Raw genomic sequence first — 25,932 nt, 5'->3', positions numbered from 1 at the left:
CCACTCCCCCCGGGCCCCCTCACCGGCCCTCACCGGCCCTCACCGGCCCTCACCGGCCCTCACCGGCCCTCACCGGCCCTCACCGGCCCTCACCGGCCCTCACCGGCCCTCACCGGCCCTCACCCTCCCTCCAGCCCCTCCCCGAAGCGACGAGCCCCCCCCAAGGCCGCCCAAATCTCCCTGAGCATGGCCTCCGGGCGGTACAGCACGGTCTCGGCGGTGAAGCGGAGGAGGCTTCGGACCTCCGGGCACTGGAGGATCTGGTTGAAGCGGTCGATGTCCTCGCGGTGGGCCTCGCGGGTGCCGTGGTAGGCGTAGCCCTCGATCTCCACCGCGAGGCCCGCTTCGCGGAAGAGGAAGTCCAGGCGCACCCGGCGTCCGGTCGCGGTGACGAGCCGTACCTGGGACTCGGGGCGCAGGCCGGCGTCGTACAGGCGCAGGCGGGCGATCGTCTCGGCCGGTGAGCCGGACTGCGGGTCGCACAGGTCCAGCCAGCCGCTCGCCCTGACCGCGCCCCGCAGGCTGCGCGGCCCCTGGACGCGGGCTTCGAACGCCGCGGTGAGCGCGGCGAGGTCGGTGAGGGAGGGGCGGTGGAGGCCGTCGATCTTCCGGTCCGCCAGTGCGGAGTCCACGGCGACGATCGCCTCGTCCCTCGGGCCGGTCAGGAGGAGGTCGGTGAGCGTGCGGCGCACGGCGGTGAACCGGAAGTCGCGGCTGCGCACCACGTCGTTCGGGTCCAGGTGCATGCGGTACACGCGCGTGCCCGCGTCGTTCTGCCGTACGCCGCGGCCGGGGTCGATGAGTTCGAGGGGCGTCCGGGGGAACCGGCGGAGCAGTTCGATCCCCCAGAGCGCGGCCGCCGAGCGGTGGCTGACGACGAGGCGCGGCCGGAGGGACTGCACCGCCCGCAGGCGGGCGGTGAAATCCGGGACGCGCCCCGGCGCGACCCAGGCGCCGACGTACAGCCGGGTCCAGCCCTGGGTGCGGAGTTCTCGGGTCAGGCTGCGGCGGGGCCAGCCGGCCGCGAGGGCGCGGGAGGTGAGCAGGACACCTCCGTCGGCCAGTTCACACAGCGCCTTGTGCTTCACCCCGACAAGGTGACAGAAGACGGCCCACCCCGGTTCACCCTGTGGATAACAGACGATGTTCGGGCGTCGGCGGCGTGGTCGGCGGCGCCGTCGGCCTGGCAGCGTGGGAAGAAGACCACGCTGTCCAGGCCGTAGGCCTCGATCAAGTCGCCGGGGGGCACGGGCGCCGGGACGTCAGTCTTTCTGAGGCCCCCGAAGCGGAGGTCCCTCGCGATGGCGGCGCCTCGGGGGCGGTCCTCAGAGTCGTTCCGGTGTCCTGATGCCCAGGAGGGTCATGCCCTGGTGGAGGGTGCGGGCGGTGAGGTCGACCAGGAACAGGCGGTTCTCCACGACCTCCGGGGCGTTGTCGGGGGAGAGGACCTGGCACTGGTCGTAGAACGTCGTCAGCAGCGAGGCCAGCTGGTAGAGGTACGCGGCCAGCTTGTGCGGCTCGTAGGAGGCCGCGACCTCCAGGACCGTCTCGCCGAAGCGGTCCAGCTGGAGGCCCAGTTCCCGCTCGGCGGGGGCGAGTTCCAGTTCGGGGTGGGCCGCCGGGCGCGCCTCGCCCGCCTTGCGCAGGATGGACTGGATACGGGCGTAGGCGTACTGGAGGTAGACCGAGGTGTCGCCGTTGAGCGAGACCATCTGGTCCAGGTCGAACTTGTAGTCGCGCACCGCGGAGGTCGACAGGTCGGCGTACTTGACCGCGCCGATGCCGACGTAGCGGCCGTTCTCGACGATCTCCTCCTCGGTGAGGCCCACCTTCTCGGCCTTCTCGCGGACGACCGCCGTGGCCCGCTCCACCGCCGAGTCCAGCAGGTCCTGGAGCTTGACGGTCTCGCCGGCGCGGGTCTTGAACGGCTTGCCGTCCTTGCCCAGCACCGTGCCGAACGCCAGCTGGTGCGCGGTGACGTCGTCACCGAGCCAGCCGGCCCGGCGCGCGGTCTCGAAGACCATCTTGAAGTGCAGGGACTGGCGCGCGTCCACCACGTACAGCAGGGTGCTCGCCTTGAGGTTGAAGACGCGGTCGCGGATCGCCGAGAGGTCGGTGGCCGCGTAGCCGTAGCCGCCGTCGGACTTCTGGACGATCAGCGGGACCGGGTTGCCGTCGGGGCCCTTGATGTCGTCGAAGAAGACGCACAGCGCGCCCTCGGAGCGGACCGCGACGCCGGACTCCTCCAGCAGGCGGCAGGTCTCGGCGAGCATGTCGTTGTAGCCGGACTCGCCGATGATGTCCGCGTCCCGGACCTCCATGTCCAGCTTCTCGAAGACGGAGAAGAAGTAGATCTTCGACTCGTCCACGAACTTCTGCCAGATCGCGACCGTGTGCGGGTCGCCGGCCTGGAGGTCCACCACCCGGCGCCGGGCGCGCGTCTTGAACTCCTCGTCGGAGTCGAACAGCTTGCGGGCGGCCTTGTACAGCCGGTCGAGGTTCGACATCGCCTCGTCGCCGCTCACCTCGGACGCCTTGTGGTCCAGCTCGTGCGGGTGCTCGTCCAGGTACTGGATGAGCATGCCGAACTGGGTGCCCCAGTCGCCGATGTGGTGGCGGCGCACCACACTCTCCCCGGTGAACTCCAGCAGCTGCACGAGCGCGTCGCCGATGACCGCCGAGCGCAGATGGCCGACGTGCATCTCCTTGGCGACGTTCGGCTGGGCGTAGTCGATCACCGTGGTGCCCGGGTGGTCGGCCTGCGGCACGCCGAGCCGGCCGGCCGGGTCGGTGGCGCGCGCGGCGAGGTTCTCCACGATCGCCCGGTCGGAGACGGTGATGTTGAGGAAGCCGGGGCCGGACACCTCGATGTCCTTGATCAGGTCGCCGGCGGTGACCTGCGCGACGACCTGGGTCGCCAGCTCCCGCGGGTTGGCCTTGGCCTTCTTCGCCAGCGCGAGGATCCCGTTGGCCTGGAAGTCCGCCCGGTCGCTTCGTCGCAGCAGCGGGTCCGCGTCGGCGGCCTCCGGCAGGGCTGCCGAGAGGGCGTTCGCGAGGCGCTGATGGACGGCGGACGTGAGGGACTGGACCGAGGCCATAGGAAGGGGTGCCGTTCTCCTCGTGGGGATGGATAGTCCCGGCCAGTATCCCACGCGGGGTAAAGCGAATTTTCCGGGCGACGGGCCAACCGCGGGGCGCCCGCGGCCGTCCAACGCGGTGAAAAGGCGTTTTCGCGGTTGCCGTCCGGCCTGGGACAATGGTGTGAACGCGTCCGCTGTCGCCCCCGCGACCGCGCCGACCGCGCACGCAGCACCGACCGAGGAACTTCAGGAAAGAGGACGTGCCGACCGTGGCTCAAAGCACCGAGACCACCGACTGGGTCTCCCGTTTCGCGGATGAGGTCATCGAGGAATCGGAGCGTCGGGCCCCGGGCAAACCGGTCGTCGTCGCGTCCGGACTGTCGCCGTCCGGCCCCATCCACCTCGGCAACCTGCGCGAGGTCATGACCCCGCACCTCGTCGCCGACGAGATCCGCCGCCGGGGACACCGGGTCCGCCACCTGATCTCCTGGGACGACTACGACCGCTACCGCAAGGTCCCGGCCGGGATCAGCGGCGTGGACGAGTCGTGGGCCGAGCACATCGGCAAGCCGCTGACCTCCGTCCCCGCCCCCAAGGGCTCCGCCCACCCGAACTGGGCCGAGCACTTCAAGGCCGCGATGATCGAGTCGCTGGCCGAGCTGGGCGTGGAGTTCGACGGCATCAGCCAGACCGAGCAGTACACCTCGGGCGTCTACCGCGACCAGATCCTGCACGCGATGCGCCACCGCGCCGACATCGACGCGATCCTCGCGCAGTACCGCACCAAGAAGGCACCGGCCAAGAAGCAGCAGCAGAAGCCGGTGGACGAGGCCGAGCTGGAGGCCGCCGAGGGCTCCGGCGCCGCCGCCGAGGACGACGGCAGCTCCGGATCGGCCGGCTACTTCCCGTACAAGCCGTACTGCGGCAACTGCGAGAAGGACCTCACCACCGTCACCGCCTACGACGACGACTCCACCGAGCTGACCTACACCTGCACGGCGTGCGCCTTCTCGGAGACGGTGCGCCTGGAGGAGTTCAACCGCGGCAAGCTGGTCTGGAAGGTCGACTGGCCGATGCGCTGGGCCTACGAGGGCGTGATCTTCGAGCCGTCCGGCGTCGACCACTCCTCGCCCGGCTCCAGCTTCCAGGTCGGCGGCCAGATCGTCGGCATCTTCGGCGGACAGCAGCCCATCGGGCCGATGTACGCCTTCGTCGGCATCTCCGGCATGGCCAAGATGTCGTCCTCGCGCGGCGGCGTCCCCACGCCCGCCGACGCGCTGAAGATCATGGAGCCGCAGCTCCTGCGCTGGCTGTACGCCCGCCGCCGCCCCAACCAGTCCTTCAAGATCGCCTTCGACCAGGAGATCCAGCGGCTGTACGACGAGTGGGACAAGCTCGCCGCGAAGGTCGCCGACGGTTCGGCGCTCCCCGGCGACGTGGCCGCCTACACGCGGGCCGTGGGCACCGCCGCCGGCGAGCTGCCGAAGACCGCCCGCCCGCTGCCGTACCGCACGCTCGCCTCGGTCGCCGACATCACCGCCGGCCACCAGGACCAGGCGCTGCGCATCCTGTCCGAGCTGGACCCGGCGAACCCGCTGTCCTCCCTGGACGAGGCCCGGCCCCGCTACGACAAGGCGGAGGCGTGGATCAACACCCACGTCCCCGCCGACCAGCGCACCATCGTCCGCGACGAGCCTGACACCGAGCTGCTGAAGTCGCTGGACGAGGCCTCCCGGCAGTCGGTGCGGCTGCTGCTCGACGGGCTCGCCGACCACTGGTCGCTGGACGGCCTGACCCACCTGGTCTACGGCGTGCCCAAGGTCCAGGCCGGGTTCTCCGCCGACGCCACGCCCAAGGAGCTGCCGCCGGAGATCAAGACCGCCCAGCGGACGTTCTTCGCGCTGCTCTACCACCTGCTCGTCGGCCGCGACACCGGCCCGCGCCTGCCCACGCTGCTCCTCGCGGTCGGCCAGGACCGGGTCCGCACCCTCCTCGGGGAGTAAGCGGCCGCGGTAGTACGAGGAGGGGGCGCCCGGTGATCACCGGGCGCCCCCTCCTCGTCGTGCGCGTACCGCCTACGCGATGTGGTCCTCCTCCAGTTGCGCGTTGAAGCGCTTGGTGAAGAGGTCGACCATGTGCGTGGCCTCGGGCTGCGTCAGCGCGATGCCGTACGTCGCCTCCACGGCGTCCGCGAACTGCGCGGCCGTGGGGTAGCTGCCGTCGATCGACTTGCGGAAGACCTGGTAGTAGTCCTCCTCGGCGGGCTCCGCCGCCGGCGTGCCGCCGCCCTCGCCCAGCTCCCGGGTCCGGCCGCCCGGCACCACCGGGATGGGGAAGCTGCCGGTCTCCTCCGGGGAGGGCTCCTGCGCCGGCGGCTCCTCCTCGTACTGGTCCCGGTACTGCTCGGCCTGCCGCTGCTCCTCGTACCAGGAGGCGTACTGCTCGGCCGGGTCGTAGGTGGGGTCGTAGCCGCCGTGGTACTCGATGCGGCGCGCGGCGTTGAACCACGGGCTGCTCTCGTCCGGCTCCGGCTCCGCGGCCGGGACCGGCTGCGGCACATCCGGGCGGCCGGCCAGCTCCGGGCGCTGCCCGGCACCCTCCGGCCGCCGGGGGCCGGGCACCGCCGCGCGGGCGCCCGCGGGCACCTCCGCCTGGGGGGCCGGCGGCAGCAGCGCGGGCTCGATGCCCGCCGCCGCCAGGCCCGCCGGGGCGGTCTCCGCCAACGGCACGCCGTAGCGGGCCAGCCGCAGCGGCATCAGCGACTCCACCGGCGCCTTGCGCCGCCAGGCCCGGCCGAACCGGGACCGCAGCCGCGCCTGGTACACCAGCCGCTCCTGCTCCAGCTTGATCACCTGCTCGTAGGAGCGCAGCTCCCACAGCTTCATCCGGCGCCACAGCAGGAAGGTCGGCAGGGGGGAGAGCAGCCAGCGGGTGAGGCGGACGCCCTCCATATGCTTGTCGGCCGTGATGTCGGCTATTCGGCCGACCGCGTGCCGGGCCGCCTCGACGGCGACGACGAACAGCACCGGGATCACCGCGTGCATGCCGACGCCGAGCGGATCGGGCCAGGCGGCGGCGCCGTTGAACGCGATCGTCGCCGCCGTGAGCACCCACGCCGTCTGGCGCAGCAGCGGGAACGGGATGCGGATCCAGGTCAGCAGCAGGTCCAGGGCGAGCAGCACGCAGATGCCCGCGTCGATGCCGACCGGGAAGACGTACGCGAAGTTCCCGAAGCCCTTCTTCCAGGCCAGTTCGCGCACGGCCGCGTAGGAACCGGCGAAGCCGATGCCGGCGATGATCACGGCGCCGGTCACGACCACGCCGATGAGTACCCGGTGCATCCGAGTCAGCTGCAGTGGCGCGGCCACTCGTACTCCCCTCCCGTTGCCTGTCGTTGCGCGCAACAGAGTGGCACATCTGTCCGGGGAACGCGTGGCCGGATCGGAATGCCCCGGTCCACGGCCGCGGGGCCGTGGACCGGTCGGCGCGCGGCGGTCAGCTGTCCGCGGCGGACGCGGAGGCCGACGCCGAGGCGGATGCCGAGGCCGACGGCGACGCGCCCTTCGAGGCGCCCGCCTTGCCGGCCGACGCCGACGGGGACGCCGACGAGCCCGACGACTTCGACGCCGACGGGGAGGCCGGGTCCGCCGAGGAGCCGCCCTCGCCGTTGGCCTTCGCCACCGCGGCCACGGTCTCCTTGGCGACCTTCTCGGCCGACGCCGCCAGGTCGTCCGCGTCCGGGGACTTGTCACCGGCGAGCCCCGCGCCGTTGTAGTCGACGGTGACCACCACGTTCGCCACCCGCGCCACGACCGTCTGCTGCTTGAAGACGCCTTCCTTCTTCTTCAGCTCGTAGCGCACCAGCGTCGCCTCGTCGCCCGTCTTGGACACCGGCTGCGCCTTGGTGTTCTTCGCGCCGGTCTCCGCCTGCGCGTCCTGCACCTGCTGACGGAAGTACGTCCGCGCCTGCTCCTCGCCCGCGCCGCGCGCGGGGTCGGACGCGAAGCGCAGCAGCGACACGTTCAGCCAGCGGTACTGGGAGCCCTTGACGCCGTTGTTGTCCAGGCCGTTCCAGGAGCAGCTCGCCCGCGTGGACACATCGCTGGAGGAGCCCTCCTTGGCGGACTTCGCGCCGCCCGGCACCAGGTCGTCCAGGGTCTTGCCGGACAGCGTCTTGCACGCCTCGGGCAGCTTCGCGTACTTCGCGGCCGGGACCGTCGGGGACGCGCTCGCGCTCGCCGAGGCGGAGGCGGAGGCCGACGCGCTCGCCTTCGCGTCGGCGTCGGAGCCGGAGTCCGAGGAGCAGGCCGCGGCCAGGAACAGCACGGGGACGGCCGTCGCGCCGGCAAGGACACGGTTCAGGCGCTTCGCTCGCGGACTGTGCGGGGCTCGCTGTGCTCGCTGCATGGTTCCTTCACTCATGACGCTGGTGGCTCGTGGTTCCTGCGGTCGGGGATCGGGTCCGAGGGGCCACGGTACGCGGTGGAACAGCTGTGTGGTTCCGCTTCACCGGCTTCGCGCCACCGCGCCAAGTGCCGTGCGGCAGAGGTCAACCGCCCAGCGAATCGGCCAGACGGGCCGCCAGATTCCGGGCCTTGTCCTGCATTTCCTTGCTGTCGGGCAGCACGCCGACGGAGGCCGGCTGCTCCTCGTACTCGATGGTCACGATCACGTTCGACGTGCGGAACGCCACAGTCACGGTGCGCTGCTTCGCCGTCGAACCGGAGCTGCTGAGGGTGTCGTCGAGGAACGCCTCGTCGCCGAGGTCGTCCAGCAGCCGCGGCTGGAGGTCGGCGGGGTCGTCGGTGGAGCCGGTCGAGCCGGTCGAGCCGGTGGAGTCGGCGCCGGCGGTGGAGTCGGTGGCGTCGGCGGCGGAGTCCGACGACGCGGAGGAGGCGGACGAGGACGGGGTGGGCGCCCCGGAGGCGGAGGGCGCGCCGCCGCCCGCGCCCGGGACGGCCCCGGACCCGGACCCGGTGGGGGTCGTGGCGGTGGAGGTCGCGGCGGGCTCGGGCAGCCCCGCGGCGGTGCGCTTGGCGGCGAACACCGACTCGGCCTGGCTGTCGTCGCTGACCGCGTTGTCGTAGGAGACGACCCGCTCGAAGTCGACGTGCAGCCGGTCGGTGGCGGCCGGGGCGTCCACCTTCCAGCGGCAGCCCACCTTGCGGTCGGTGTCGTAGGTGAGCGTGGCCTCGCCCTCGTAGGCCTTCTCGCGCTGGTCCACGTCCGTGAGCTGCGCGATGCCGGGCAGCAGCGCGTCGAGCGAGGTGTGCGTCACCGCGCCGCACGCCTCGGGCAGGGTGCGGTACTTGCCGGGCTGCGCGGCAGCGGCGGCGGCGCCGGAGCCGTCCGGGTTGGCGTCGTCGGCCTGGCCGCCGTCCGACGAGCCGCCGGTGCAGCCGGCCAGCAGCAGCGCGGCGAGGACCGCGCCCGCGCCGGATACGTACGCCTTCCGCAGCACGGGCAGGCTCCTCTCGGTCTCCTCCGCCCCGCCGGTGGCGCGCCCGGTTATTCGCTTGCCGGGCGGGGGCGTCTCCTGGAGACAATGTGTATCGCACGCACTGCCGTGGATGCCGGTCCGATGTCCTGTTTCGTCGACCCTGGCACCGGCATTGCGATTCATGCGGTTCATGCCTTTTGAGACTTCTGTACTTTTTCCGGGGGAACGAGGACGTCATGTCGTACGTGGAGATGCCGGGGGCGAAGGTCCCCATACGGATGTGGACCGACCCGGCGGCGGTCGAGGGCGCGGCGCTGCAGCAGTTGCAGAACGTCGCCACCCTGCCCTGGATCAAGGGCCTCGCCGTCATGCCCGACGTGCACTACGGCAAGGGCGCGACGGTCGGCTCGGTCATCGCGATGCGGGGCGCGGTGTGCCCGGCGGCGGTGGGCGTGGACATCGGCTGCGGGATGTCGGCGGTGAAGACCTCGCTGACCGCGAACGACCTGCCCGGCGACCTGTCCCGGCTGCGCTCGAAGATCGAGCAGGCCATTCCGGTGGGCCGCGGGATGCACGACGACCCGCTGGACCCCGGCCGTTTCCACGCCCTGCCCACCTCCGGCTGGGACGGCTTCTGGGACCGTTTCGACGGGGTCGCCGAGGCGGTGAGGTTCCGTCAGGAGCGGGCGGTCAGGCAGATGGGGACGCTGGGGTCGGGCAACCACTTCATCGAGATCTGCGTGGACGAGGGCGGCGCGGTGTGGCTGATGCTGCACTCCGGGTCCCGCAACATCGGCAAGGAACTCGCCGAGCACCACATCGGCGTCGCGCAGAAGCTTCCGCACAACCAGGGACTGGTCGACCGCGACCTCGCCGTCTTCGTGGCCGACACCCCGCAGATGGCCGCCTACCGCAACGACCTGTTCTGGGCGCAGGAGTACGCCAAGTACAACCGCACGCTGATGATGGCGCTGCTGAAGGACGTCGTCCGCAAGGAGTTCAAGAAGGCGAAGCCGGCCTTCGAGCAGGAGATCTCCTGCCACCACAACTACGTGGCGGAGGAGCGGTACGACGGAATGGATCTGCTGGTCACCCGCAAGGGCGCGATCCGCGCGGGCTCCGGCGACTACGGCATCATCCCCGGCTCCATGGGCACCGGCTCGTACATCGTGAAGGGCCTCGGCAACGAGAAGTCCTTCAACTCCGCCTCGCACGGCGCCGGCCGCCGGATGAGCCGCAACGCCGCCAAGCGCCGCTTCTCCACGAAGGACCTGGAGGAGCAGACGCGGGGCGTGGAGTGCCGCAAGGACTCCGGCGTGGTGGACGAGATCCCGGGCGCCTACAAGCCGATCGAGCAGGTCATCGACCAGCAGCGGGACCTCGTCGAGGTGGTGGCGAAGCTGAAGCAGGTGGTGTGCGTGAAGGGCTGAGGCGGCAGTGCCGCCGCCCGGCCCGCGCGCGGCCCCGGCCTCCGCGCGGCAGTGCCGCCGCCCGGCCTCCGCGCGAGCCCGGCCTCCGCGCGAGCCCGGCCTCCGCACGGGCCCTGCCTCCTTGTGCCTGCGCCGCCGTCCGGCCTCCGCGCGGGTCCGGCCTCCGTGTGCCTGAGTCGCCGTCCGGCCTCTGCGCCGACCCGGCTCCGCGCGGCAGCGCCGCCGTCCGGCCTGCGCGGACGCGGTTTCCGCGCGGCAGCGCCGCCGTTCGGCCTCCGCGCGGCCCCGGCCTCCGCGCGGACCGGCCTCCGGTGGCAGCGCCGCCGACCCGGCCCCCGCGCGGCAGCCCCCGCCGTCCGGCTTCCGCGCCGGGTCAGCCGGGCAGTCGCTTCTCCAGCAGCGTCACCGCGTACGGGCTGCCCGCGCCGTCCGTCTTGGCGTGCTGCTCGCCGACGACCGTGTAGCCGGCCGCCTCGTAGTAGGCGCGCAGCCGGGGGTTGGCGGCGAGGCAGTCGAGGCGGGCGAAGGCGCGGCCCGCCGCGGCGATCCGGGACTCGGCTTCGGCCAGCAGGGCGCGGCCCGCACCCGGCGGCGCGGTGTGCGGGACGGTCATCAGCCGGTGGACGTAACCGGCCTCGGGCGGGCGGGGGCCCCAGGCGGCCGGGTCGTCCCACCACAGCTCCCAGGCCCCGGCCAGGTGCGCGCCCGCGTACGCCAGCCACACCTCGCCCTCCCGCATCCGGGTGCGGAAGTGCTCCTCGTCCTTCTCGCCCGGCTTCCACTGGTCGATCCCGCGGGCCAGCTGCCACAGGGCCGCGCTGTCGCGCAGCCGCACCAGGTCGCCCGCGTCGGCCTCGGCCGCCCTGCGGTAGGTCAGCGGGGGCCAGGAGGCGGGGGCGGGCTCCAGCAGGCGGGCGCGGAGGGTGGCCGCGAGGGCGGCGGCGTCCAGCTCCAGGGCGTCGGCGACGTACGCCTCCACCGAGCCGTACCTCCGCTGCAGCGCGGCGAGGAACAGGCGCATCACCGACCCGGGGGCGCGGCCGTAGCCGGGCCAGGCGGGGGTGCGGCCGCCGTTGCGCTCCCGCCAGTCGGCCAGCAGGGCGGGCGCGGCCAGCTCGGTGAGGCTGAAGTCCTCGACGACCGTCGGCTCGGGCACCCCGAGCAGGCTCAGCACCAGGGCGGCCAGCTGGCCGGTGCGGTCCTTGCCCGAGGCGCAGTGGAAGACCAGGGGAGAACCGGAGACCGCCGCGTCCGCGATCAGCTCCAGCGCCCGGCGGATCTCCTTCGTGCCGTCCTCGGCCACCTCCAGGTAGCGCTCGGCCAGGTACGGCCCCGGCTCGATCTCGGGGCCCAGCGAGGGCTGGTCGTAGGGGCGGTGCTCGATGCTGAGGTTGTGGTACGTGAAGGACGGGTGCTCCGGTACGCGGCCCTGCCGCTCGACCTCCCAGCCGTGCCGCAGGTCGATCACGGTGGTGACGCCGAGGGCGAGGAAGCGGTCCCAGTCCTCGGTGCCGGTGCGCAGTTTGCCCAGGCCGTCGGAGCGGTACAGCAGCCCGGCGCGGACCCGGCGCCCGTCGGCGGTGGCGTAGCCGCCCAGGTCGCGGAAGTTGCGCAGGCGGTCGAAGCGTATGTGTCTGTCCACGGTCAGCGACCCTAGGCGGCGGGCGCGGTGCGCGTCGTCGGTTTGCCGAGCCATGCCGTTCCTACTTCGCGTGGCGTACCGCGTAGATCATCACGAAGGCCACGATGTGGATGCCGAAGAGGAAGTAGCCGAGGTAGTACCAGACGTAGCGCTCGCGCTTCTTCTCCAGGGCGAGGCGTTCACGGTCCGCCGCCGTCCGGTCCGCCGCCGCCCGGCCCGGCGCCGCCGGGGCCGTCCCCTCGGGCTTCTCCTCCGCCATGGCCCTCACCGCTCCCGGTGCAGTTTCGTGTTGGACGCCTGCGCCCGCGGGCGGACGATCAGGAGGTCGATGTTGACGTGGCTGGGACGGGTCACCGCCCAGCCGATCGTGTCGGCGACGTCGTCGGCGGTCAGCGGCTCGGCGACGCCCTCGTAGACCTTCGACGCCTTCTCCTGGTCGCCGCGGAAGCGGGTCAGCGCGAACTCGTCGGTCTTGACCAGGCCGGGCGCGATCTCGATGACCCGGACCGGCTGCCCGACGATCTCCAGGCGCAGCGTCTCGGCCAGGACATGGGCGCCGTGCTTGGCGGCGACGTAGCCCGCGCCGCCCTCGTAGGTGGCGTGTCCGGCGGTGGAGGAGACGACCACCACCGTGCCGTCGCCGCTGGCGACCAGCTTGGGCAGCAGGGCCTGGGTGAGGTTCAGGGTGCCGATGACGTTCGTCTCGTACATCGTGCGCCAGTCGGCCGGGTCGCCGGTGGCGACGGGGTCGGCGCCGAGCGCGCCGCCCGCGTTGTTCACCAGGACGCCGACCGTCTGGAAGGCGGAGGCGAACTCGTCCACGGCCGCGCGGTCGGTGACGTCCAGCGGGTAGGCCGTCGCGGAGTGCCCGGCGGCGTTGATCTCCTCGGCCAGCGCCTCGATCCGGTCCTTGCGGCGCGCGGTCAGCACCACCCGGTAACCGGCGGCGGCCAGCTGCCGGGCCGTGGCGGCGCCGATACCACCGCTCGCACCGGTGACGACGGCGATGCGGGAGGCGGCGGACGGGGCGGCGGTGGCCATGGGCTGCTCCTGGGGTTCGAACGCTCGGCTCCGACCAGCGTAGGCGAACCTCAGCCGCCGTTCCGCGGCGCCCACATGATGAGCGCCATGCCGGCCAGGCAGACCAGGGCCCCGCCGATGTCCCACCGGTCGGGGCGGTAGCCGTCGGCGACCACGCCCCACAGGATCGATCCGGCGACGAAGATTCCGCCGTAGGCGGCGAGGATGCGGCCGAAGTGCGCGTCGGGCTGGAAGGTGGCGACGAAGCCGTACGCGCCGAGGGCGAGGACGCCGCCGGCCGCCCACAGCCAGCCGCGGTGCTCGCGCACCCCCTGCCAGACCAGCCAGGCCCCGCCGATCTCGAACAGGGCGGCGACGACGAAGAGGGCGGCGGAACGCAGGACGAACGACATGGGGGGAGCTTCGCATGCGGGCTCGGACGGGTCCGGAATACCTGCGGGCGGCGCCTGGTTCCAGGGGGTGTAGTTGAACAGTCAACAACCTGGAAGGTGAGCGACCATGCAGTTCGGGATCTTCAGCGTCGGCGACGTCACGCCGGACCCCACCACCGGCCGGACCCCGACCGAGCGCGAGCGCATCAAGGCCATGGTCGCCATCGCGCTGAAGGCGGAGGAGGTCGGCCTGGACGTCTTCGCGACCGGCGAGCACCACAACCCGCCGTTCGTGCCGTCCTCCCCGACCACCATGCTCGGCTACATAGCCGCCCGCACCGAGCGGCTGGTCCTGTCCACCTCGACCACCCTGATCACCACCAACGACCCGGTGAAGATCGCCGAGGACTTCGCGATGCTCCAGCAGCTCGCGGACGGCCGGGTGGACCTGATGATGGGCCGCGGCAACACCGGACCGGTCTACCCCTGGTTCGGCAAGGACATCCGCCAGGGCATCAACCTCGCCATCGAGAACTACGCCCTGCTGCACCGGCTGTGGCGCGAGGAGGTCGTGGACTGGGAGGGCAGGTTCCGCACCCCGCTCCAGGGCTTCACCTCCACGCCCCGCCCGCTGGACGGCGTGCCGCCGTTCGTCTGGCACGGCTCCATCCGGTCCCCGGAGATCGCCGAGCAGGCCGCGTACTACGGCGACGGCTTCTTCCACAACAACATCTTCTGGCCCGCCGACCACACCAAGCGCATGATCGAGCTGTACCGCAACCGCTGGGCCCACTACGGGCACGGCGCCCCGGAGCAGGCGATCGTGGGCCTCGGCGGCCAGGTGTTCATGCGGAAGAACAGCCAGGACGCGGTGCGCGAGTTCCGCCCCTACTTCGACAACGCCCCGGTCTACGGCCACGGGCCCTCCCTGGAGGACTTCACCGCCCAGACCCCGCTGACCGTGGGCTCCCCGCAGCAGGTCATCGAGAAGACGCTGTCCTTCCGCGACTACGCCGGCGACTACCAGCGCCAGCTGTTCCTGATGGACCACGCCGGCCTGCCGCTGAAGACCGTCCTCGAACAGCTCGACATCCTCGGCGAGGAGGTCGTGCCGGTGCTGCGCGAGGAGTTCGCGAAGAACCGTCCGGCGAACGTGCCGGACGCCCCCACCCACGCCTCCCTGCTGGCCGCGCGCGACCAGGACGGGACGACGGAGAACTCGGAGGAAGAGGTGAGCACCGTATGACGAAGCTCGTCGTCGTGTCGGCGGGGCTGAGCGTCCCGTCCTCCACCCGGCTGCTGGGCGACCGGCTGGCCGCCGCGACCGCCGCGCACACCGGCGCGGAGGTGCGGGTGATCGAGGTGCGCGACCTCGCCGTGGAGGTCGCGCACAACCTCACCAGCGGCTTCCCCGGCCCCGCCCTGGCCGCCGCGCTGGACGCGGTGACCGAGGCGGACGGGCTGATCGTCGTCACGCCGGTGTTCTCCGCGTCGTACAGCGGGCTGTTCAAGTCCTTCTTCGACGTGCTCGGGGCGCGCGACCAGGACGCGCTGGCGGGTAAGCCGGTGCTGATCGCCGCGACCGGCGGCACCGCCCGCCACTCCCTCGTCCTGGACCACGCCCTGCGGCCGCTCTTCGCCTACCTGCGGGCCGTGGTCGTCCCCACCGGCGTCTACGCCGCCTCCGAGGACTGGGGCGCGGAGGGACTGCCCGAGCGGGTCGAGCGGGCCGCGGGGGAACTCGCGGCGCTGCTGCCGACAGCGGCGGGGCGACCGGACGCGGCGCTGCCACCGGAGGCGGCGGGGCGGCCGGGCGCGGAGCGTCCGGGAGCGGCGGAGCGTCCGGCGCCCCCGGCGGCCCGCCGCGCCGAGCCGGACGGCTTCACGGTGGTGCCGTTCGAGGAGCAGTTGGCCGCCCTGCGCGGCTGACGGCGGCGGGTCGGTGGGTGGGGCCTGCGGTTGACTGCGGCGGGCCGGCGGGGGTGCCGCGCGTGGCGGGCCGGTGAGCGTGGCCCGCGGGGGACGGCGGCGGGCCGGTAGGTACGGCCCGCGGGACTGACTGCGGCGGATCGGCAGGTACGGTCCGCCGCTGGCCGTGGCGGGTCGGTGAGCGTGGCCCGCGGGGGACGGCGGCGGGCCGGTGGGTGCGGCCCGTGGCTGACTGCGGCGGATCGGCGGGGGTGCCGCGCGTGGCGGGTCGGTGAGCGCGGTCTGCGGGGGACGGCGGCGGGCCGACGGATGCGGCCTGCGGCTGACGGCGGCGGGTCGGCGGGGCCGGTCCGTGGCTCGCCTTACCGGGTCGGCGGGGCCGTCGGCTCGGTGAGAGGCGGGTAAAAAGGGCGGTCGCCGGGCCGTCCGCCCCGGCCGCCCTGCCGTCACCTTGGCAGACTGGACGCGTGCCTCAGACCGTGCTGCTCGCCGAAGACGACCGCGCCATCCGCCACGCCCTGGAACGGGCGCTCACCCTGGAGGGCTACGAGGTGATCGCGGTCGCCGACGGCGTCGAGGCGCTCGCCCAGGCCCACCGCACCCCGCCGGACATCCTCGTCCTGGACGTGATGATGCCGGGCATCGACGGCCTCCAGGTCTGCCGGGTGCTGCGCGCCGAGGGCGACCGCACCCCGATCCTCATGCTCACCGCCCTGGTGGAGACCGCCGACCGGATCGCCGGCCTGGACGCCGGCGCCGACGACTACGTCGTCAAGCCGTTCGACGTCGAGGAGGTCTTCGCCCGGCTGCGCGCCCTGCTGCGCCGCACCAGCCCGGCCCTCGCCGCCGGCCCCGCCGAGGACGTACCGGCCAGGGGGCCGCAGCTGCCCGAACGGCAGATCGAGGCGGCCGGTCTCCGCATGGACCTTCAGGCCCGCCGGGTCTGGCGCGGCGCCCGCGAGCTGGAGCTGACCCGCACCGAGTTCGAACTCCTCGAACTGCTGGTCCGCAACGCCGGCATAGTCCTCGACCACTCCACGATCTACGACCGCATCTGGGGCTACGACTTCGGCCCCGGCTCCAAGAACCTCGCCGTCTACGTCGGCTATCTGCGCCGAAAGCTCGACGAGCCGGACGCGCCGCAGCTGATCCACACCGTCCGCGGCGTGGGGTACGTGCTGCGGGAGGACTGAGTGGGCCGGCTCGCACGGCTGCTGGACCGCCCGCGGCCCGGCCTGTCGTCGCTGCGGACCACGTTCGCCGTGACGTTCGCCCTGGTCACCGCCGCCGTCACCGTCCTCGTCGGCATCCTGTCGTACAACTCCGCCGCCCGGCTGGTGCGGGTGGACCAGCAGTCGGTGTTCACCCAGGTCGTCCAGGACGTGCAGGACGAGGTGCGCCGTTACGACCGCACCCCGCAGGACTTCTCCTCCTCCCGCCCCGGCCACGAGGTCGTCCGGCCCAGCCGCACCGATGTGCAGGTGCTCGGCCCGGCGGGCCAGATCGTGGATCACGGCAGCCCCCCGCTGCCCGTCACCCGGGACGACCGGGCCGTCGCGGCCGCCGCCACGGCCGGGAAGACCGTCGAGTACCAGGACGTGGCCGTCGCCGACGACGTGTACCGCGTCGCCACCGTCGCGCTCGGCGACGGCCGCGGCGCCGTCCAGGTCGCCCAGGAGTTCAGCGACACCGAGGACCTGCTGCACGCCCTCCAGCAGCGCACCCTCGCCCTGATGGGCGCGGTGGTCGTCGCGGCCGGCCTGTGCGGCTGGTGGCTGGCCCGCCGCATCACCCGGCGGCTGCGCATCCTGACCGCCGCCGCCGAGGACGTCGCCCGCACCCGGCGGCTCGGCGTGGACGTCCCCGTCACCGGCTACGACGAGGTGGGCCGCCTCGGCCGCTCCTTCGACCGGATGCTCGGCCGGCTCGCCCAGTCCGAGGAGGACCAGCGGCGCCTGGTCCAGGACGCGGGCCACGAACTGCGCACCCCGCTCACCTCGCTGCGCACCAACATCTCGCTGCTGCGCCGCATCGACGAACTGCCGCCCGCCACCCGCGAGGAGCTGGTCGCCGACCTCACCCAGGAGGCCCGCGAACTGACCGACCTGGTCAACGAGCTGGTCGACCTCGCGGCCGGCCAGTCCGACTCCGAGCCCCCGCAGCGCGTCGACGTCGCCGACATCGCCGAGGACGTGGCGGGACTCGCCCGCCGCCGCACCGGACGGGACATCGTGGTGCGCGCGAGCGGCGACACGAGCGTGGACGGCCGGCCCGGCATGCTCCAGCGGGCGCTGTCCAACCTGGTCGAGAACGCCGCGAAGTTCGACCGGGGCGGTACGGCGCCCATCGAGATCGCGGTCTCCGGCCCCGCCCGGCCGGGCACCGTGCGCGTGGAGGTCCTGGACCGGGGGCCCGGCATCGCCGAGGGCGATCTGATCCGCGTCTTCGACCGCTTCTACCGCGCCGCCGACGCGCGCTCGCTGCCCGGCTCGGGGCTCGGGCTGTCCATCGTGCGGGAGGTCGCGATGGCGCACGGCGGCGCGCCGTTCGCCTCCCGGCGGCCGGGCGGGGGCGCGGTGATCGGCTTCACGGTGGGGGCGGAGCGGGAGCGGGGGCACGAGCGGGGGTACGGGCACGAACGCGGTCCTGCGCATGGACATGGGCACGACCGGGGGTACGGGCAGGAGCGCGGGTACGGGCACGAGCGGGGCGGCCCTCAGGAGGGCGGCGGGGGGCGCGCGGGGAGCTGAGGGGCGGACGTGACGCCCGCTCCCGGGCCGCGCGCCCTCCGCACACCCGCGGGCGTACGCGTCCTCCGCGCACCTCCGCGGCGCTCTGCGCGCCCGCCGATCCTCCGCGGCGGCCCTGCGCGTGCCCGCCGGACCTCCGCAGCCCGACGCGCGCCCACCGATCCTCCGCCGCCCCCGCCGCGCACCCGCCCCGCGCGGCCCGGGACGGCTCAGCGGCCGGAAGCGGCGGCTTCGCCGTCGGCCGCCCCGCCGTCGGCGGTCTCGGCCGGCTGTTCCTTGCGGCGGGTGAACGACGGCAGCGCGGGCGGGGTGAGGAAACCCTCGGCGCGGGCGCTGGCGATGCCGATGCGCGGGATGTCGGCGCTCTTGGCGAACAGCAGGAACCGCGGCTCCCACACCGGCCGGTACTTGGCGTTGGCCCGGTAGAGGGACTCGATCTGCCACCAGCGGGAGAAGAAGGTCAGCACCGAGCGCCACAGCCGCAGCACCGGCCCCGCACCGAGCCGGGCCCCGCGCTCGAAGACCGACCGGAACATCGCGAAGTTGAGCGAGACCCGCCGTACGCCGATCTCCCCGGCGCGCAGCAGCAGTTCGACCACCATGAACTCCATCAGGCCGTTCTCGGCGTCGCGGTCGCGCCGCATCAGGTCCAGGGAGAGCCCGTGCTCGCCCCACGGCACGAAGCTGAGCAGCGCGCGCGGCACGCCGTCGGCGTCGCGGCACTCCAGCATCACGCAGCGCCCGTCGGCCGGGTCCCCGAGGCGGCCCAGCGCCATGGAGAAGCCGCGCTCGGTCGCGCCGTCGCGCCAGTGGTCGGCGCGGTCGACCAGGCGGCCCATCTCCTCGTCGGGGATGTCCTCGTGGCGGCGGACGGTGACGGTGTAACCGGCCCGCCGGACCCGGTTGTGGGCCTGCCGTACGACCCGCATGGCCCGCCCTTCGAGGCTGAAGTCGGCGACCTCGACGATGGCCTCGTCGCCCAGTTCGAGGGCGTCGAGGCCGTGCCGTGCGTACACCGTGCCGGCCTCCTCGCCGGCGCCCATGACGGCGGGCGTCCAGGCGTGCCGGCGGGCCTCGTCCAGCCAGGCGTCGATCGCCCCGGGCCAGGCCTCCACGTCGCCGATCGGGTCCCCGGAGGCCAGGCTGACGCCGCCCACGACGCGGTAGGTGACGGCGGCCTTGCCGGTGGGGGAGAAGATCGCGGCCTTGTCGCGGCGGAGGGCGAAGTAGCCGAGGGAGTCGCGTGCGCCGTGCCGGTCGAGCAGCGCGCGCAGCCGCTTCTCGTCCTCGGGGGAGAGCAGGGCGCGCCCGCGCGGCGAGCGGAAGCAGACGTAGAGCACGAGGAGGAAGGTGGCGGCCATCAGGACGTTGATGGTGATGTCCACCCAGCGCGGCGCGTGCACGGCGGGGACGTGGTCGGCGAGCGGGCCGACGCTGATGCCGCGCAGCAGGGTGTAGGCGATCTTGTCGGAGAGGGCGGCGGCGCCGGGCTCCTTGTTCGTCGCGCCGACCAGCCAGGTGCAGAGCCCGCAGCTGACGAGGACGCCGGCCGCGCCGACGGCGAGGGCCAGCCTCGGGTTGGAGCGGTCGCCGATGGCGTTGAACTCGCGCCGCCCGACGAGCAGCGCGGCCACGAACAGGCCGGTCAGCGCGGCGGAGACCCAGTTGAAGGCGTGGTCGGCGAACCGGTCCTGGGTGAGCGCGGCGACGTAGAACAGGAACAGGGGGCCGGCCAGGATCAGGTTGAACACCCAGGCGGCGCGTTTGCGGCGGCGCATCACCACGGCCAGGAACAGCGCGAGCGCCGCGGAGACCAGACCGGCGGTGGCCAGGTACGGGGTGAAGAACTCGCCGGCGTTGTGTTCGTGCACCTCCTCGCGGAACGGCAGGGAGAGCACCGCGACGATGTTGAGCACCGCGAGCAGCCGCAGGTACCAGACGGTCGCGGAGGCGGCCCGCGCCCGCAGCCGGGGGCCGGGGGAGGGGCGGGCGGAGGGGCGGGTGTCGCGCTGTGGGGGGACGGCGAGCGACTGATCAGCGGGCATGGGTGACACGTCACCTCGAAGCGGGCCGGTGAAACCGGCGGTACCGGTGGAAAGGGGGCGCACGGCGGGCGGAACGCCTCACGCGTGGCCCGGCGTACGCCCCGTCACGGCCGCTCGGTGCCGTGCGCTCGGTGCTGAGCGCCCGGCGCCCGACGGCTCGCGGCGTGCCGGGTCCGGCCGGACCACTGGGGCCCACTGTCGCGGGCGAAGGTAAGGAACGGGGGCGGGGACGTTTACCCGGAGGTGACGGCCGGTGCGCCTCCGGTCGGTGCGCCTCCGGCCGGTTCGCCGCCGACGGGGGTGGCGCCTGCCGGACCGTCACTCGGACGGGGGTCCGGGACGCCGTTCAGGAGGGTGTCCGGGCTGCCGCTCGGGGCACCGTCCGGGAGCGTGTCCGGGCTGCCGCTCGGGCCGCCGTCCGGGCCGCCGTCCGGACCCTCACCGGCACCGACGCCCGGGCCGCTGGGCGAGGCGTCCGCGGCCTGATCGCCGGTCGCCGGAGCGGACTCGGTCGTATCGGCGGCCGGGGCTACGGCGGTAGCGGGAACCGGGATCACGGCCGTACCGGTGACGCGGTGGGCGACCCCACGGGCGTCCCGGTCGGCGGCCGTACCGGCATCGCGGTCCGCGACCGTACCGGCATCGTGGTCCGTGGCCGTACCGGTGTCGCTGCCGGCGTCCGCACCGCCGAAGAAGAACCCCCCGTCCCGCACCGCGCGCCGGCGCGGCGCCGTCAGCAGCCACACCAGGTTGCCCACCGCCGCGCCCGCCGCCATGGTGGCGACGATGACCCCGGCGGTGACGAAGCCGTTGTTGAACAGGCGCGGTCGCGGATTGAGGATGTGCAGCCCGAAACCGCACAGCTCGTACGCCCCGGCCGCCGCGATCGTCAGGCTCACGATGAGCACGGCGACGGTCGGCCCGAGCGCGCCCTCGGCGTCCTCGCGGTGCGAGGCGCCGCGTCTCGCACCGGTCCCGGCCCCGGGCCGGCCCCCTGGGCAGTGCGCTTCCTGCATGAGATCCCCCGTCGGCAGTGTGAAAGGCGAGCGGGCCCCTACAGTACGTAGTGCCCCGCTCACGGACGAAACCGGGCGTCCCCCCGGCGGGTGGACGCGGCCGTCGCGAGCCGCCGCCGCACGGTCGCCGACGGGCCGCCGCGCATCCACCGTGCGGCCACCGGGGAGTCAGTACGCGCCCGCGCGGGCGGCGGCGAGGGCGGCCGCGGCGGCGCGGTCGGCGGCGGCCTCGTCGAGCGGTTCGCCGGTGTTGAGCAGGCTGTAGTAGAGCGGCGCCGAGACCGCGCTCACCACCGCGCGGGCGTCGGTCCCCGCGGGCAGCTCCCCGCGCCCGACGGCGTCGGTGACGCACCCGGCCCACTCCTCGACCCGTACGGCGTAGAAGCGGTGCAGCGCCTCGGCGGTCTGCGGATCGCACAGCGAGGCCGCGATCAGCGCGCGGAAGAGGCGGCCCTGCCGGGGGTCGGTGAGGGTCTTGACGACGAGCCGGGCGTTGGCGCGCAGGTCCTCGGCCAGGCTGCCGGTGCGGGCGCGCGGCACGGACTGCGCGGCCATGTCCTCCAGCAGATCGGCTGCGAGCCCGGCGGGGGTGCCCCAGCGGCGGTACACGGTGGTCTTGCCGACCCCGGCGCGGCGGGCGATGTCGGCGAGGTCGAGCCCCTCGAACCCGGCCTCGGCCAGAACGTCCCCGGCCGCGTCGAGGACGGCCTCCCGTACGCGTGCGGTACGCCCGCCGGGGCGCACGGTGCCGGGGGCGGCGGAGGAGGAAGGGCTGTTCGAACAGTCCGTGATACCTGGACCGTCCGGTCTGTCCGGGCCGTCGGGTGCGGGCGTGGGCATCTAATCGGTACTCCTGTTCCGTTACGACGCTTCCGGTGCTACGGTCTTCACTGTAACGGAACCGCAGACCCATTTATGGCTGTCCGGTGCGGGCTGGCCATGACCGCGCGGCGGCGCCCCGCGCGACACGGCCCGCACCGCGTGCACCGCACATGCACCGCACCTCACCCACTCGACCCCTGCCCGACCCGCCCGAAAGGCACCCCCTGTCATGTCTACGGCAACCCCGACGCCCCCGGGCGCCCCCGCGACCGGCCGACCCGACGGCACCGGCCCCACCACCGCACCCACACCCACACCCGCACCCACCCCCGCCCCCGCCCCCGGCCAACGGCTCACCGGCCGGCTGCGGCTGATCCTCGCCGTCCTCCTGGTCGCGCAGTTCATGCTGGCCGTCGACTTCTCGATCCTGAACGTGGCGCTGCCCGAGATCGGCGACGGCCTCGGCTTCTCCCTGGGCGGCCTCCAGTGGATCGCCACCTCGTTCGCGCTGTGCGCGGCGGGCTTCACCCTCTTCTTCGGCCGGATCGGCGACCTGGTGGGCCGTAAGCGGATCTTCCTCGTCGGCCTCGCCGTCCTGGGGGCGGCCTCCCTGGCCGGCGGGCTCGCCACCTCGCCGACCGTGCTGATCGCCGCCCGGATCGCGCAGGGCCTGGCCACCGCCGCCGTCACTCCGGCGGGCCTGTCCCTGCTCACCACGTCGTTCCCCGAGGGGCCGCTGCGCGAGAAGGCGCTCGGGCTGAACGGCGCGCTGATGTCGGCCGGGTTCACCACCGGCGCGGTCCTGGGCGGCGTACTGACCGACCTGCTCTCCTGGCGCTGGTCCTTTTTCGTCAACGTCCCGGTCGCCCTCGCCGTCCTGCTCGTCGCCCCCGCCGTGATCAAGGAGTCGCGCCCCGCCGAGCGCCCGCGGCTCGACCTGCCCGGCGCGCTGAGCGTCACCCTGGGTCTGCTCGGCATCGTCTACGGCCTCACCCGCGCGGGCGAACACGGCTGGACCGACGGCCTCGCCCTGGCCGGGCTGCTCGCGGGCGCCGTGCTGCTGGCGGTGTTCCGGTCCGTGGAGCGCCGGGTGGCTCAGCCGCTGGTGCCGCTGCACGTGCTGCGGCGGCCGACGGTGGCCTGGGGCAATGTGCTCGGCGTGCTGGCGTTCGTCACCGAGACCTCGCTCGTCTACCTGCTCACCCTCTACATGCAGAAGACCCTCGGTTTCTCCGCGCTGACCGCGGGCGTCTCCTTCGGCGTGCTGGGGCTGGGCACCGTGGCGGGCGGTCTGCTCGCGCCCAAGGTGATCGCCCGCGGCTCCACGCTCACCGCGCTCGTCGCGGGCGGGCTGATCCAGGCGGTGTTCACGGGCGTCCTGCTGCTGCTCGGGGAGGGCGCGGGCTGGATGTGGCTGCTGCTGCCCGCCACGTTCTTCGGGGGCGTGGGCAACATGCTCGTCATCGTCGGCTTCATGGTCACCGCCACCTCCGGGCTGCCGGACCGGGAACAGGGCCTGGCGACGGGGCTGGCCACCATGTCCCAGCAGATCGGCATCACCCTGGGCACCCCGGTGATGTCGGCGGTCGTCACCGCCACGGCCGGGGCGGCGACCGCGGGAGCGGTGCTGCACGGCGTGACCGTGGCCGTCGCGGTCAACGCGGCGCTGGTCCTCGCGGGCGTCGTGATCGCCGCGGTGTTCCTCCGGAGGCGTATGCCGGCCGGCGGGTGAGGCGGGGAACGACGGCGCACGGCACCCGGAGGGGCGGTCCCCCGCGGGTGCCGTGCGTTCGGCGACTCGGGCCGCCCCCTCACTGGTCGCGGTGGTGGTGGCTCGAACGGGCGTTCATGAATCCGTGCGCCCGGCGGCTGAGGGTGGTGGCCGCGGCGGTGAGGAAGACGAAGGTGTAGACGATCTGGAGGATGGTGACGACGCGGGCGGCCTGGCCGTGCGGGGTGATGTCGCCGTAGCCGACGGTGGCCAGGGTGACGAGGGTGAAGTAGAGCGCGTCGATGCGGGTGCACAGGCCGGTGAGTTCGCCCGGCTGGTGGGAGAGGGCGTAGTAGCAGCTGGCGAAGACCAGGACGGACAGGACCATGAGGACGGGGATCCCGAGGCCGGGCCGGGTGCCCGGCTTGTCGGTGACGACCTCCTGGATCTGGCGGAGGATCCCCGCGGCGACGACGGCCAGCGCGAGCACGAAGAGCGTCCAGCTCAGGACGGGACGGTGCGGCCCCAGCTCCTGCAGGGGCAGCAGGAAGTAGCCGGTGACCAGGGCGACCGCGACGAGTCCGGCGGTCAGCGGGAGCCCGGCCCGGCGACGGAACGGCGTCCGACCGGCGTCCGCGGGCGCGCGCACGGCACCGCCGCCGACGGCGCCGCGCCCGTCGTCGTTCTCCCGCTGCTCGTGCTCGCTCCCGCGTCCGTTCAGCGCGCGAACACCTCGCGGCGCGGCGCGGGGCCGGTGGGGGTGGCCATGTGGTGTTTCGTCCTCCGGTGGTCGCAGGTCGGGACCGGTGCGGTCGGCGCCGCCCGGTAGCCGCCGGTGCCGTCCAGTAAAGGACGGGGGGACGGGAGCCGCACGCCGGACGGGCGAAGCGGACTACGCGCGAAGCCGCGGACGGACGGAAACGGAGGACGGGCCGGGCGGAAACGGAGGACGGGCCGGGTCGCGCGGCGACACAGGCGGCCGGGCCGAGCGCGCGGCGACACAGGAGGCCGGGCCGGGCGCGCGGCGACAGAGGCGGCGGCCCGGTGGGGGACTTTGCGGTAACCGGGCGGGGGTTTTGCGAGGACTTGCCCTGGGCGGTCGCGGCGCGCACCGTGGAGGTATGGGCGCGCGCGACGGCCCCACGCTCATCACCTCCGTGCAGCGGGCGTTCCGGTTGATGGAGGCGGTCGGGGCCCATGAGGGCGGCGCACCGGCGAAGCAGCTGGCGCGGGAGACGGGCCTGGCCCCGGCCACGACGTACCACCTGCTGCGGACCCTCGCGCACGACGGCTATGTGCGGAAACTGGAGGACGGTTCCTTCGTGCTCGGCGAGAGGCTGGGCTCGCTGCACAACGTCAGCCGGGAGCAGGCGCTGATCAGCAGGGTGCGCCCGATGCTGGGCTCGCTGCGGGACGACCTGTCCGCGGCGGCGTACCTCACCTTCTACGAGGACGGCGAGATACGGGTGGCGGAGATCGTGGACGGGCCGAGGGCGCCGCGCGCGGAGCTGTGGGTGGGGTTCGAGGACGCGGGCCACGCCACGGCGCTCGGCAAGTGCGTGCTGCGCGAGCTGGACGAGGAGGGCCGCGAGGAGTACCTGTCCCGGCACACCCTGGCGGACCTCACCCCGAGGACGATCACCCACCGCGGGGAGCTGCTGCGCCGGCTGGAGCAGGTGTCGGACGCCGAGGCCGTCACGGACCTGGAGGAGTACTCGCTCGGGGTGGTGTGCGTGGCGGTGCCGGTGTACCGGGGGGAGACGCTGGGCTCCCTGGGGGTCTCGCTGCGGGCGGAGCGCGCGCCGAGGATGGGCGACGCCTCGGCACGGCTGCTGGCGGCGGCGAACCGGGTGACGAGGGGCCTCTCGCTCACTATCTGAAACTCGCGCCCTTGTGGCGGGTCGCCGGAAAACCGTTCACTGGACAAAGCAGACATCAGGGACGGACGGCGAAGGCAGAGGGCGAAGAGTGCGGACCCCCACACAGCGCACCCCGGGACACGTCGACCACGTCGACCACGTCGACCACGTCGAGCACCGCACGGCGAACGGCTGGACCGTCGTCAGCGTCACCGGCGAGGTGGACGTCTGTTCCGCCCCCGGCATCCGCGAGGCCGTCCTCCGCCTCATGGACGAGGGCCGCCGCCACTTCGTGCTGGACCTGTGCGAGGTGACGTTCCTGGACTCGATGGGCCTGGGGATGATCGTCGCGATCACCAAGCGCCTCCGCTCCCACGGCGGCTCCCTGACCCTGACCTGCACGGACCCCCGCATCCTCAAGGTCTTCAGGATCGGCGGCCTGCGCACGGTGTACACGTTCCACCCCTCCCCGACAGAGGCCACCCACCACCCCCCGCAGGGCAACGGCCTGGAGGGCTGGCCGCACGTCCACGCGTGAAAGCTTTCGGCGGGTCTCCCCGACGGGCAAGGCTTCTCGAGTGGGATGTCGGCGGAACGGGTGATGCTGCACTTCACACGCTTGACGGAGTTGAGTGTGCTGGCGCCCTGCAGTGTGGAGGGTGACGGGCGGGGTCCGTATCTCTTGCTCCGTCCCGCGAAGTGCCCGGGGGTGAAGTCATCAACGGCTTCCCACCGCGGCGACCGGATGCCGGGTGCCCTGCCGCAGGCTCCTGCTCGTCGTCGTGCACAGCCCTCG

General features: G+C 73.5%; 22 protein-coding genes. 9 read left to right on the top strand and 13 right to left on the bottom strand.

Annotation, left to right across the window (positions count from 1 at the left end):
* Nucleotides 1-119: 119 nt before the first annotated feature.
* Together K7787_RS11385 and argS are read right to left on the bottom strand one after the other, a co-directional pair.
* Entirely contained in the window at nucleotides 120-1,088 is a 969-nt protein-coding gene (locus K7787_RS11385) for a PDDEXK family nuclease (RefSeq protein WP_223001335.1), read from the bottom strand.
* Between the two features lie 237 nt (nucleotides 1,089-1,325).
* Nucleotides 1,326-3,098: an arginine--tRNA ligase gene (gene argS, locus K7787_RS11380; RefSeq protein WP_223001334.1), complete on the bottom strand. Its 1,773-nt coding sequence runs from the start codon at nucleotides 3,096-3,098 to the stop codon at nucleotides 1,326-1,328.
* A gap of 242 nt (nucleotides 3,099-3,340) precedes the next feature.
* On the opposite strand from argS, the gene lysS reads away from it, so the two are divergent.
* Nucleotides 3,341-5,083, top strand: coding sequence for a lysine--tRNA ligase (gene lysS, locus K7787_RS11375; RefSeq protein WP_223001333.1), 1,743 nt, complete (start codon nucleotides 3,341-3,343; stop codon nucleotides 5,081-5,083).
* Between the two features lie 72 nt (nucleotides 5,084-5,155).
* Here lysS and K7787_RS11370 read toward each other — a convergent pair whose 3' ends face one another.
* From K7787_RS11370 to K7787_RS11360, 3 genes are all read right to left on the bottom strand, one after another.
* The gene (locus K7787_RS11370; RefSeq protein WP_223001332.1) at nucleotides 5,156-6,448 is read right to left on the bottom strand and encodes a DUF2637 domain-containing protein; all 1,293 of its coding nucleotides are present in this window, start codon (nucleotides 6,446-6,448) and stop codon (nucleotides 5,156-5,158) included.
* Between the two features lie 127 nt (nucleotides 6,449-6,575).
* Nucleotides 6,576-7,487 (bottom strand): DUF3558 domain-containing protein, encoded by a 912-nt coding sequence (locus tag K7787_RS11365; protein ID WP_247720767.1) that lies wholly within the window; start codon nucleotides 7,485-7,487, stop codon nucleotides 6,576-6,578.
* 142 nt (nucleotides 7,488-7,629) lie between these two features.
* Complete coding sequence (locus K7787_RS11360; RefSeq protein ID WP_223001330.1) at nucleotides 7,630-8,541, bottom strand: DUF3558 domain-containing protein; 912 nt, start codon at nucleotides 8,539-8,541, stop codon at nucleotides 7,630-7,632.
* Nucleotides 8,542-8,756: 215 nt separating this feature from the next.
* Here K7787_RS11360 and K7787_RS11355 point away from each other — a divergent pair, with 215 nt between their 5' ends.
* The gene (locus K7787_RS11355) at nucleotides 8,757-9,950 is read left to right on the top strand and encodes an RtcB family protein (protein ID WP_223001329.1); all 1,194 of its coding nucleotides are present in this window, start codon (nucleotides 8,757-8,759) and stop codon (nucleotides 9,948-9,950) included.
* A gap of 373 nt (nucleotides 9,951-10,323) precedes the next feature.
* Here K7787_RS11355 and K7787_RS11350 read toward each other — a convergent pair whose 3' ends face one another.
* The 4 genes from K7787_RS11350 to K7787_RS11335 all read right to left on the bottom strand — a co-directional run bounded on the left by K7787_RS11350 (nucleotide 10,324) and on the right by K7787_RS11335 (nucleotide 13,025).
* Nucleotides 10,324-11,592, bottom strand: coding sequence for a GNAT family N-acetyltransferase (locus tag K7787_RS11350; protein ID WP_223001328.1), 1,269 nt, complete (start codon nucleotides 11,590-11,592; stop codon nucleotides 10,324-10,326).
* A gap of 61 nt (nucleotides 11,593-11,653) precedes the next feature.
* Nucleotides 11,654-11,851 carry a hypothetical protein gene (locus K7787_RS11345; RefSeq protein ID WP_223001327.1) on the bottom strand — a complete coding sequence of 66 codons (198 nt, stop codon included), beginning with the start codon at nucleotides 11,849-11,851 and terminating at the stop codon, nucleotides 11,654-11,656.
* Between the two features lie 5 nt (nucleotides 11,852-11,856).
* Nucleotides 11,857-12,633: an SDR family NAD(P)-dependent oxidoreductase gene (locus tag K7787_RS11340; protein ID WP_223001326.1), complete on the bottom strand. Its 777-nt coding sequence runs from the start codon at nucleotides 12,631-12,633 to the stop codon at nucleotides 11,857-11,859.
* 50 nt (nucleotides 12,634-12,683) lie between these two features.
* On the bottom strand, nucleotides 12,684-13,025 hold the full coding sequence (locus K7787_RS11335; RefSeq protein WP_009189967.1) for a YnfA family protein: 342 nt from the start codon (nucleotides 13,023-13,025) through the stop codon (nucleotides 12,684-12,686).
* 106 nt (nucleotides 13,026-13,131) lie between these two features.
* Here K7787_RS11335 and K7787_RS11330 point away from each other — a divergent pair, with 106 nt between their 5' ends.
* The 4 genes from K7787_RS11330 to K7787_RS11315 all read left to right on the top strand — a co-directional run bounded on the left by K7787_RS11330 (nucleotide 13,132) and on the right by K7787_RS11315 (nucleotide 17,683).
* Entirely contained in the window at nucleotides 13,132-14,250 is a 1,119-nt protein-coding gene (locus tag K7787_RS11330) for an LLM class flavin-dependent oxidoreductase (protein WP_164388211.1), read from the top strand.
* Nucleotides 14,247-14,933, top strand: a complete 687-nt coding sequence (locus K7787_RS11325; RefSeq protein WP_223001325.1) for a CE1759 family FMN reductase — start codon at nucleotides 14,247-14,249, stop codon at nucleotides 14,931-14,933. Before K7787_RS11330 ends, K7787_RS11325 begins: the two co-directional genes overlap by 4 nt.
* A gap of 479 nt (nucleotides 14,934-15,412) precedes the next feature.
* Nucleotides 15,413-16,126, top strand: a complete 714-nt coding sequence (locus tag K7787_RS11320; protein ID WP_009189970.1) for a response regulator transcription factor — start codon at nucleotides 15,413-15,415, stop codon at nucleotides 16,124-16,126.
* Entirely contained in the window at nucleotides 16,127-17,683 is a 1,557-nt protein-coding gene (locus tag K7787_RS11315; protein ID WP_223001324.1) for a sensor histidine kinase, read from the top strand.
* Nucleotides 17,684-17,892: 209 nt separating this feature from the next.
* On the opposite strand, the gene K7787_RS11310 is transcribed toward K7787_RS11315, so the two are convergent.
* The 3 genes from K7787_RS11310 to K7787_RS11300 form a co-directional block, all read right to left on the bottom strand.
* Nucleotides 17,893-19,728 carry a phosphatidylglycerol lysyltransferase domain-containing protein gene (locus tag K7787_RS11310; RefSeq protein ID WP_223001323.1) on the bottom strand — a complete coding sequence of 612 codons (1,836 nt, stop codon included), beginning with the start codon at nucleotides 19,726-19,728 and terminating at the stop codon, nucleotides 17,893-17,895.
* Between the two features lie 233 nt (nucleotides 19,729-19,961).
* Entirely contained in the window at nucleotides 19,962-20,627 is a 666-nt protein-coding gene (locus K7787_RS11305) for a hypothetical protein (protein ID WP_223001322.1), read from the bottom strand.
* A 285-nt stretch (nucleotides 20,628-20,912) separates the two neighbouring features.
* Complete coding sequence (locus K7787_RS11300) at nucleotides 20,913-21,584, bottom strand: TetR/AcrR family transcriptional regulator (protein ID WP_247720765.1); 672 nt, start codon at nucleotides 21,582-21,584, stop codon at nucleotides 20,913-20,915.
* A gap of 211 nt (nucleotides 21,585-21,795) precedes the next feature.
* Here K7787_RS11300 and K7787_RS11295 point away from each other — a divergent pair, with 211 nt between their 5' ends.
* On the top strand, nucleotides 21,796-23,298 hold the full coding sequence (locus K7787_RS11295; protein WP_223001321.1) for an MFS transporter: 1,503 nt from the start codon (nucleotides 21,796-21,798) through the stop codon (nucleotides 23,296-23,298).
* A 79-nt stretch (nucleotides 23,299-23,377) separates the two neighbouring features.
* On the opposite strand, the gene K7787_RS11290 is transcribed toward K7787_RS11295, so the two are convergent.
* On the bottom strand, nucleotides 23,378-23,926 hold the full coding sequence (locus K7787_RS11290) for a potassium channel family protein (protein WP_308036328.1): 549 nt from the start codon (nucleotides 23,924-23,926) through the stop codon (nucleotides 23,378-23,380).
* Nucleotides 23,927-24,398: 472 nt separating this feature from the next.
* Here K7787_RS11290 and K7787_RS11285 point away from each other — a divergent pair, with 472 nt between their 5' ends.
* Together K7787_RS11285 and K7787_RS11280 are read left to right on the top strand one after the other, a co-directional pair.
* Nucleotides 24,399-25,157, top strand: a complete 759-nt coding sequence (locus K7787_RS11285; protein ID WP_223001320.1) for an IclR family transcriptional regulator — start codon at nucleotides 24,399-24,401, stop codon at nucleotides 25,155-25,157.
* An 88-nt stretch (nucleotides 25,158-25,245) separates the two neighbouring features.
* Nucleotides 25,246-25,674 carry an STAS domain-containing protein gene (locus tag K7787_RS11280; RefSeq protein ID WP_223001319.1) on the top strand — a complete coding sequence of 143 codons (429 nt, stop codon included), beginning with the start codon at nucleotides 25,246-25,248 and terminating at the stop codon, nucleotides 25,672-25,674.
* Nucleotides 25,675-25,932: the final 258 nt, after the last annotated feature.

The sequence above is a fragment of the Streptomyces sennicomposti genome (assembly GCF_019890635.1).
In the GTDB taxonomy this organism is placed as follows: Bacteria; Actinomycetota; Actinomycetes; order Streptomycetales; family Streptomycetaceae; genus Streptomyces; species Streptomyces sennicomposti.
This window is presented reverse-complemented; position numbering and strand designations above follow the sequence as displayed.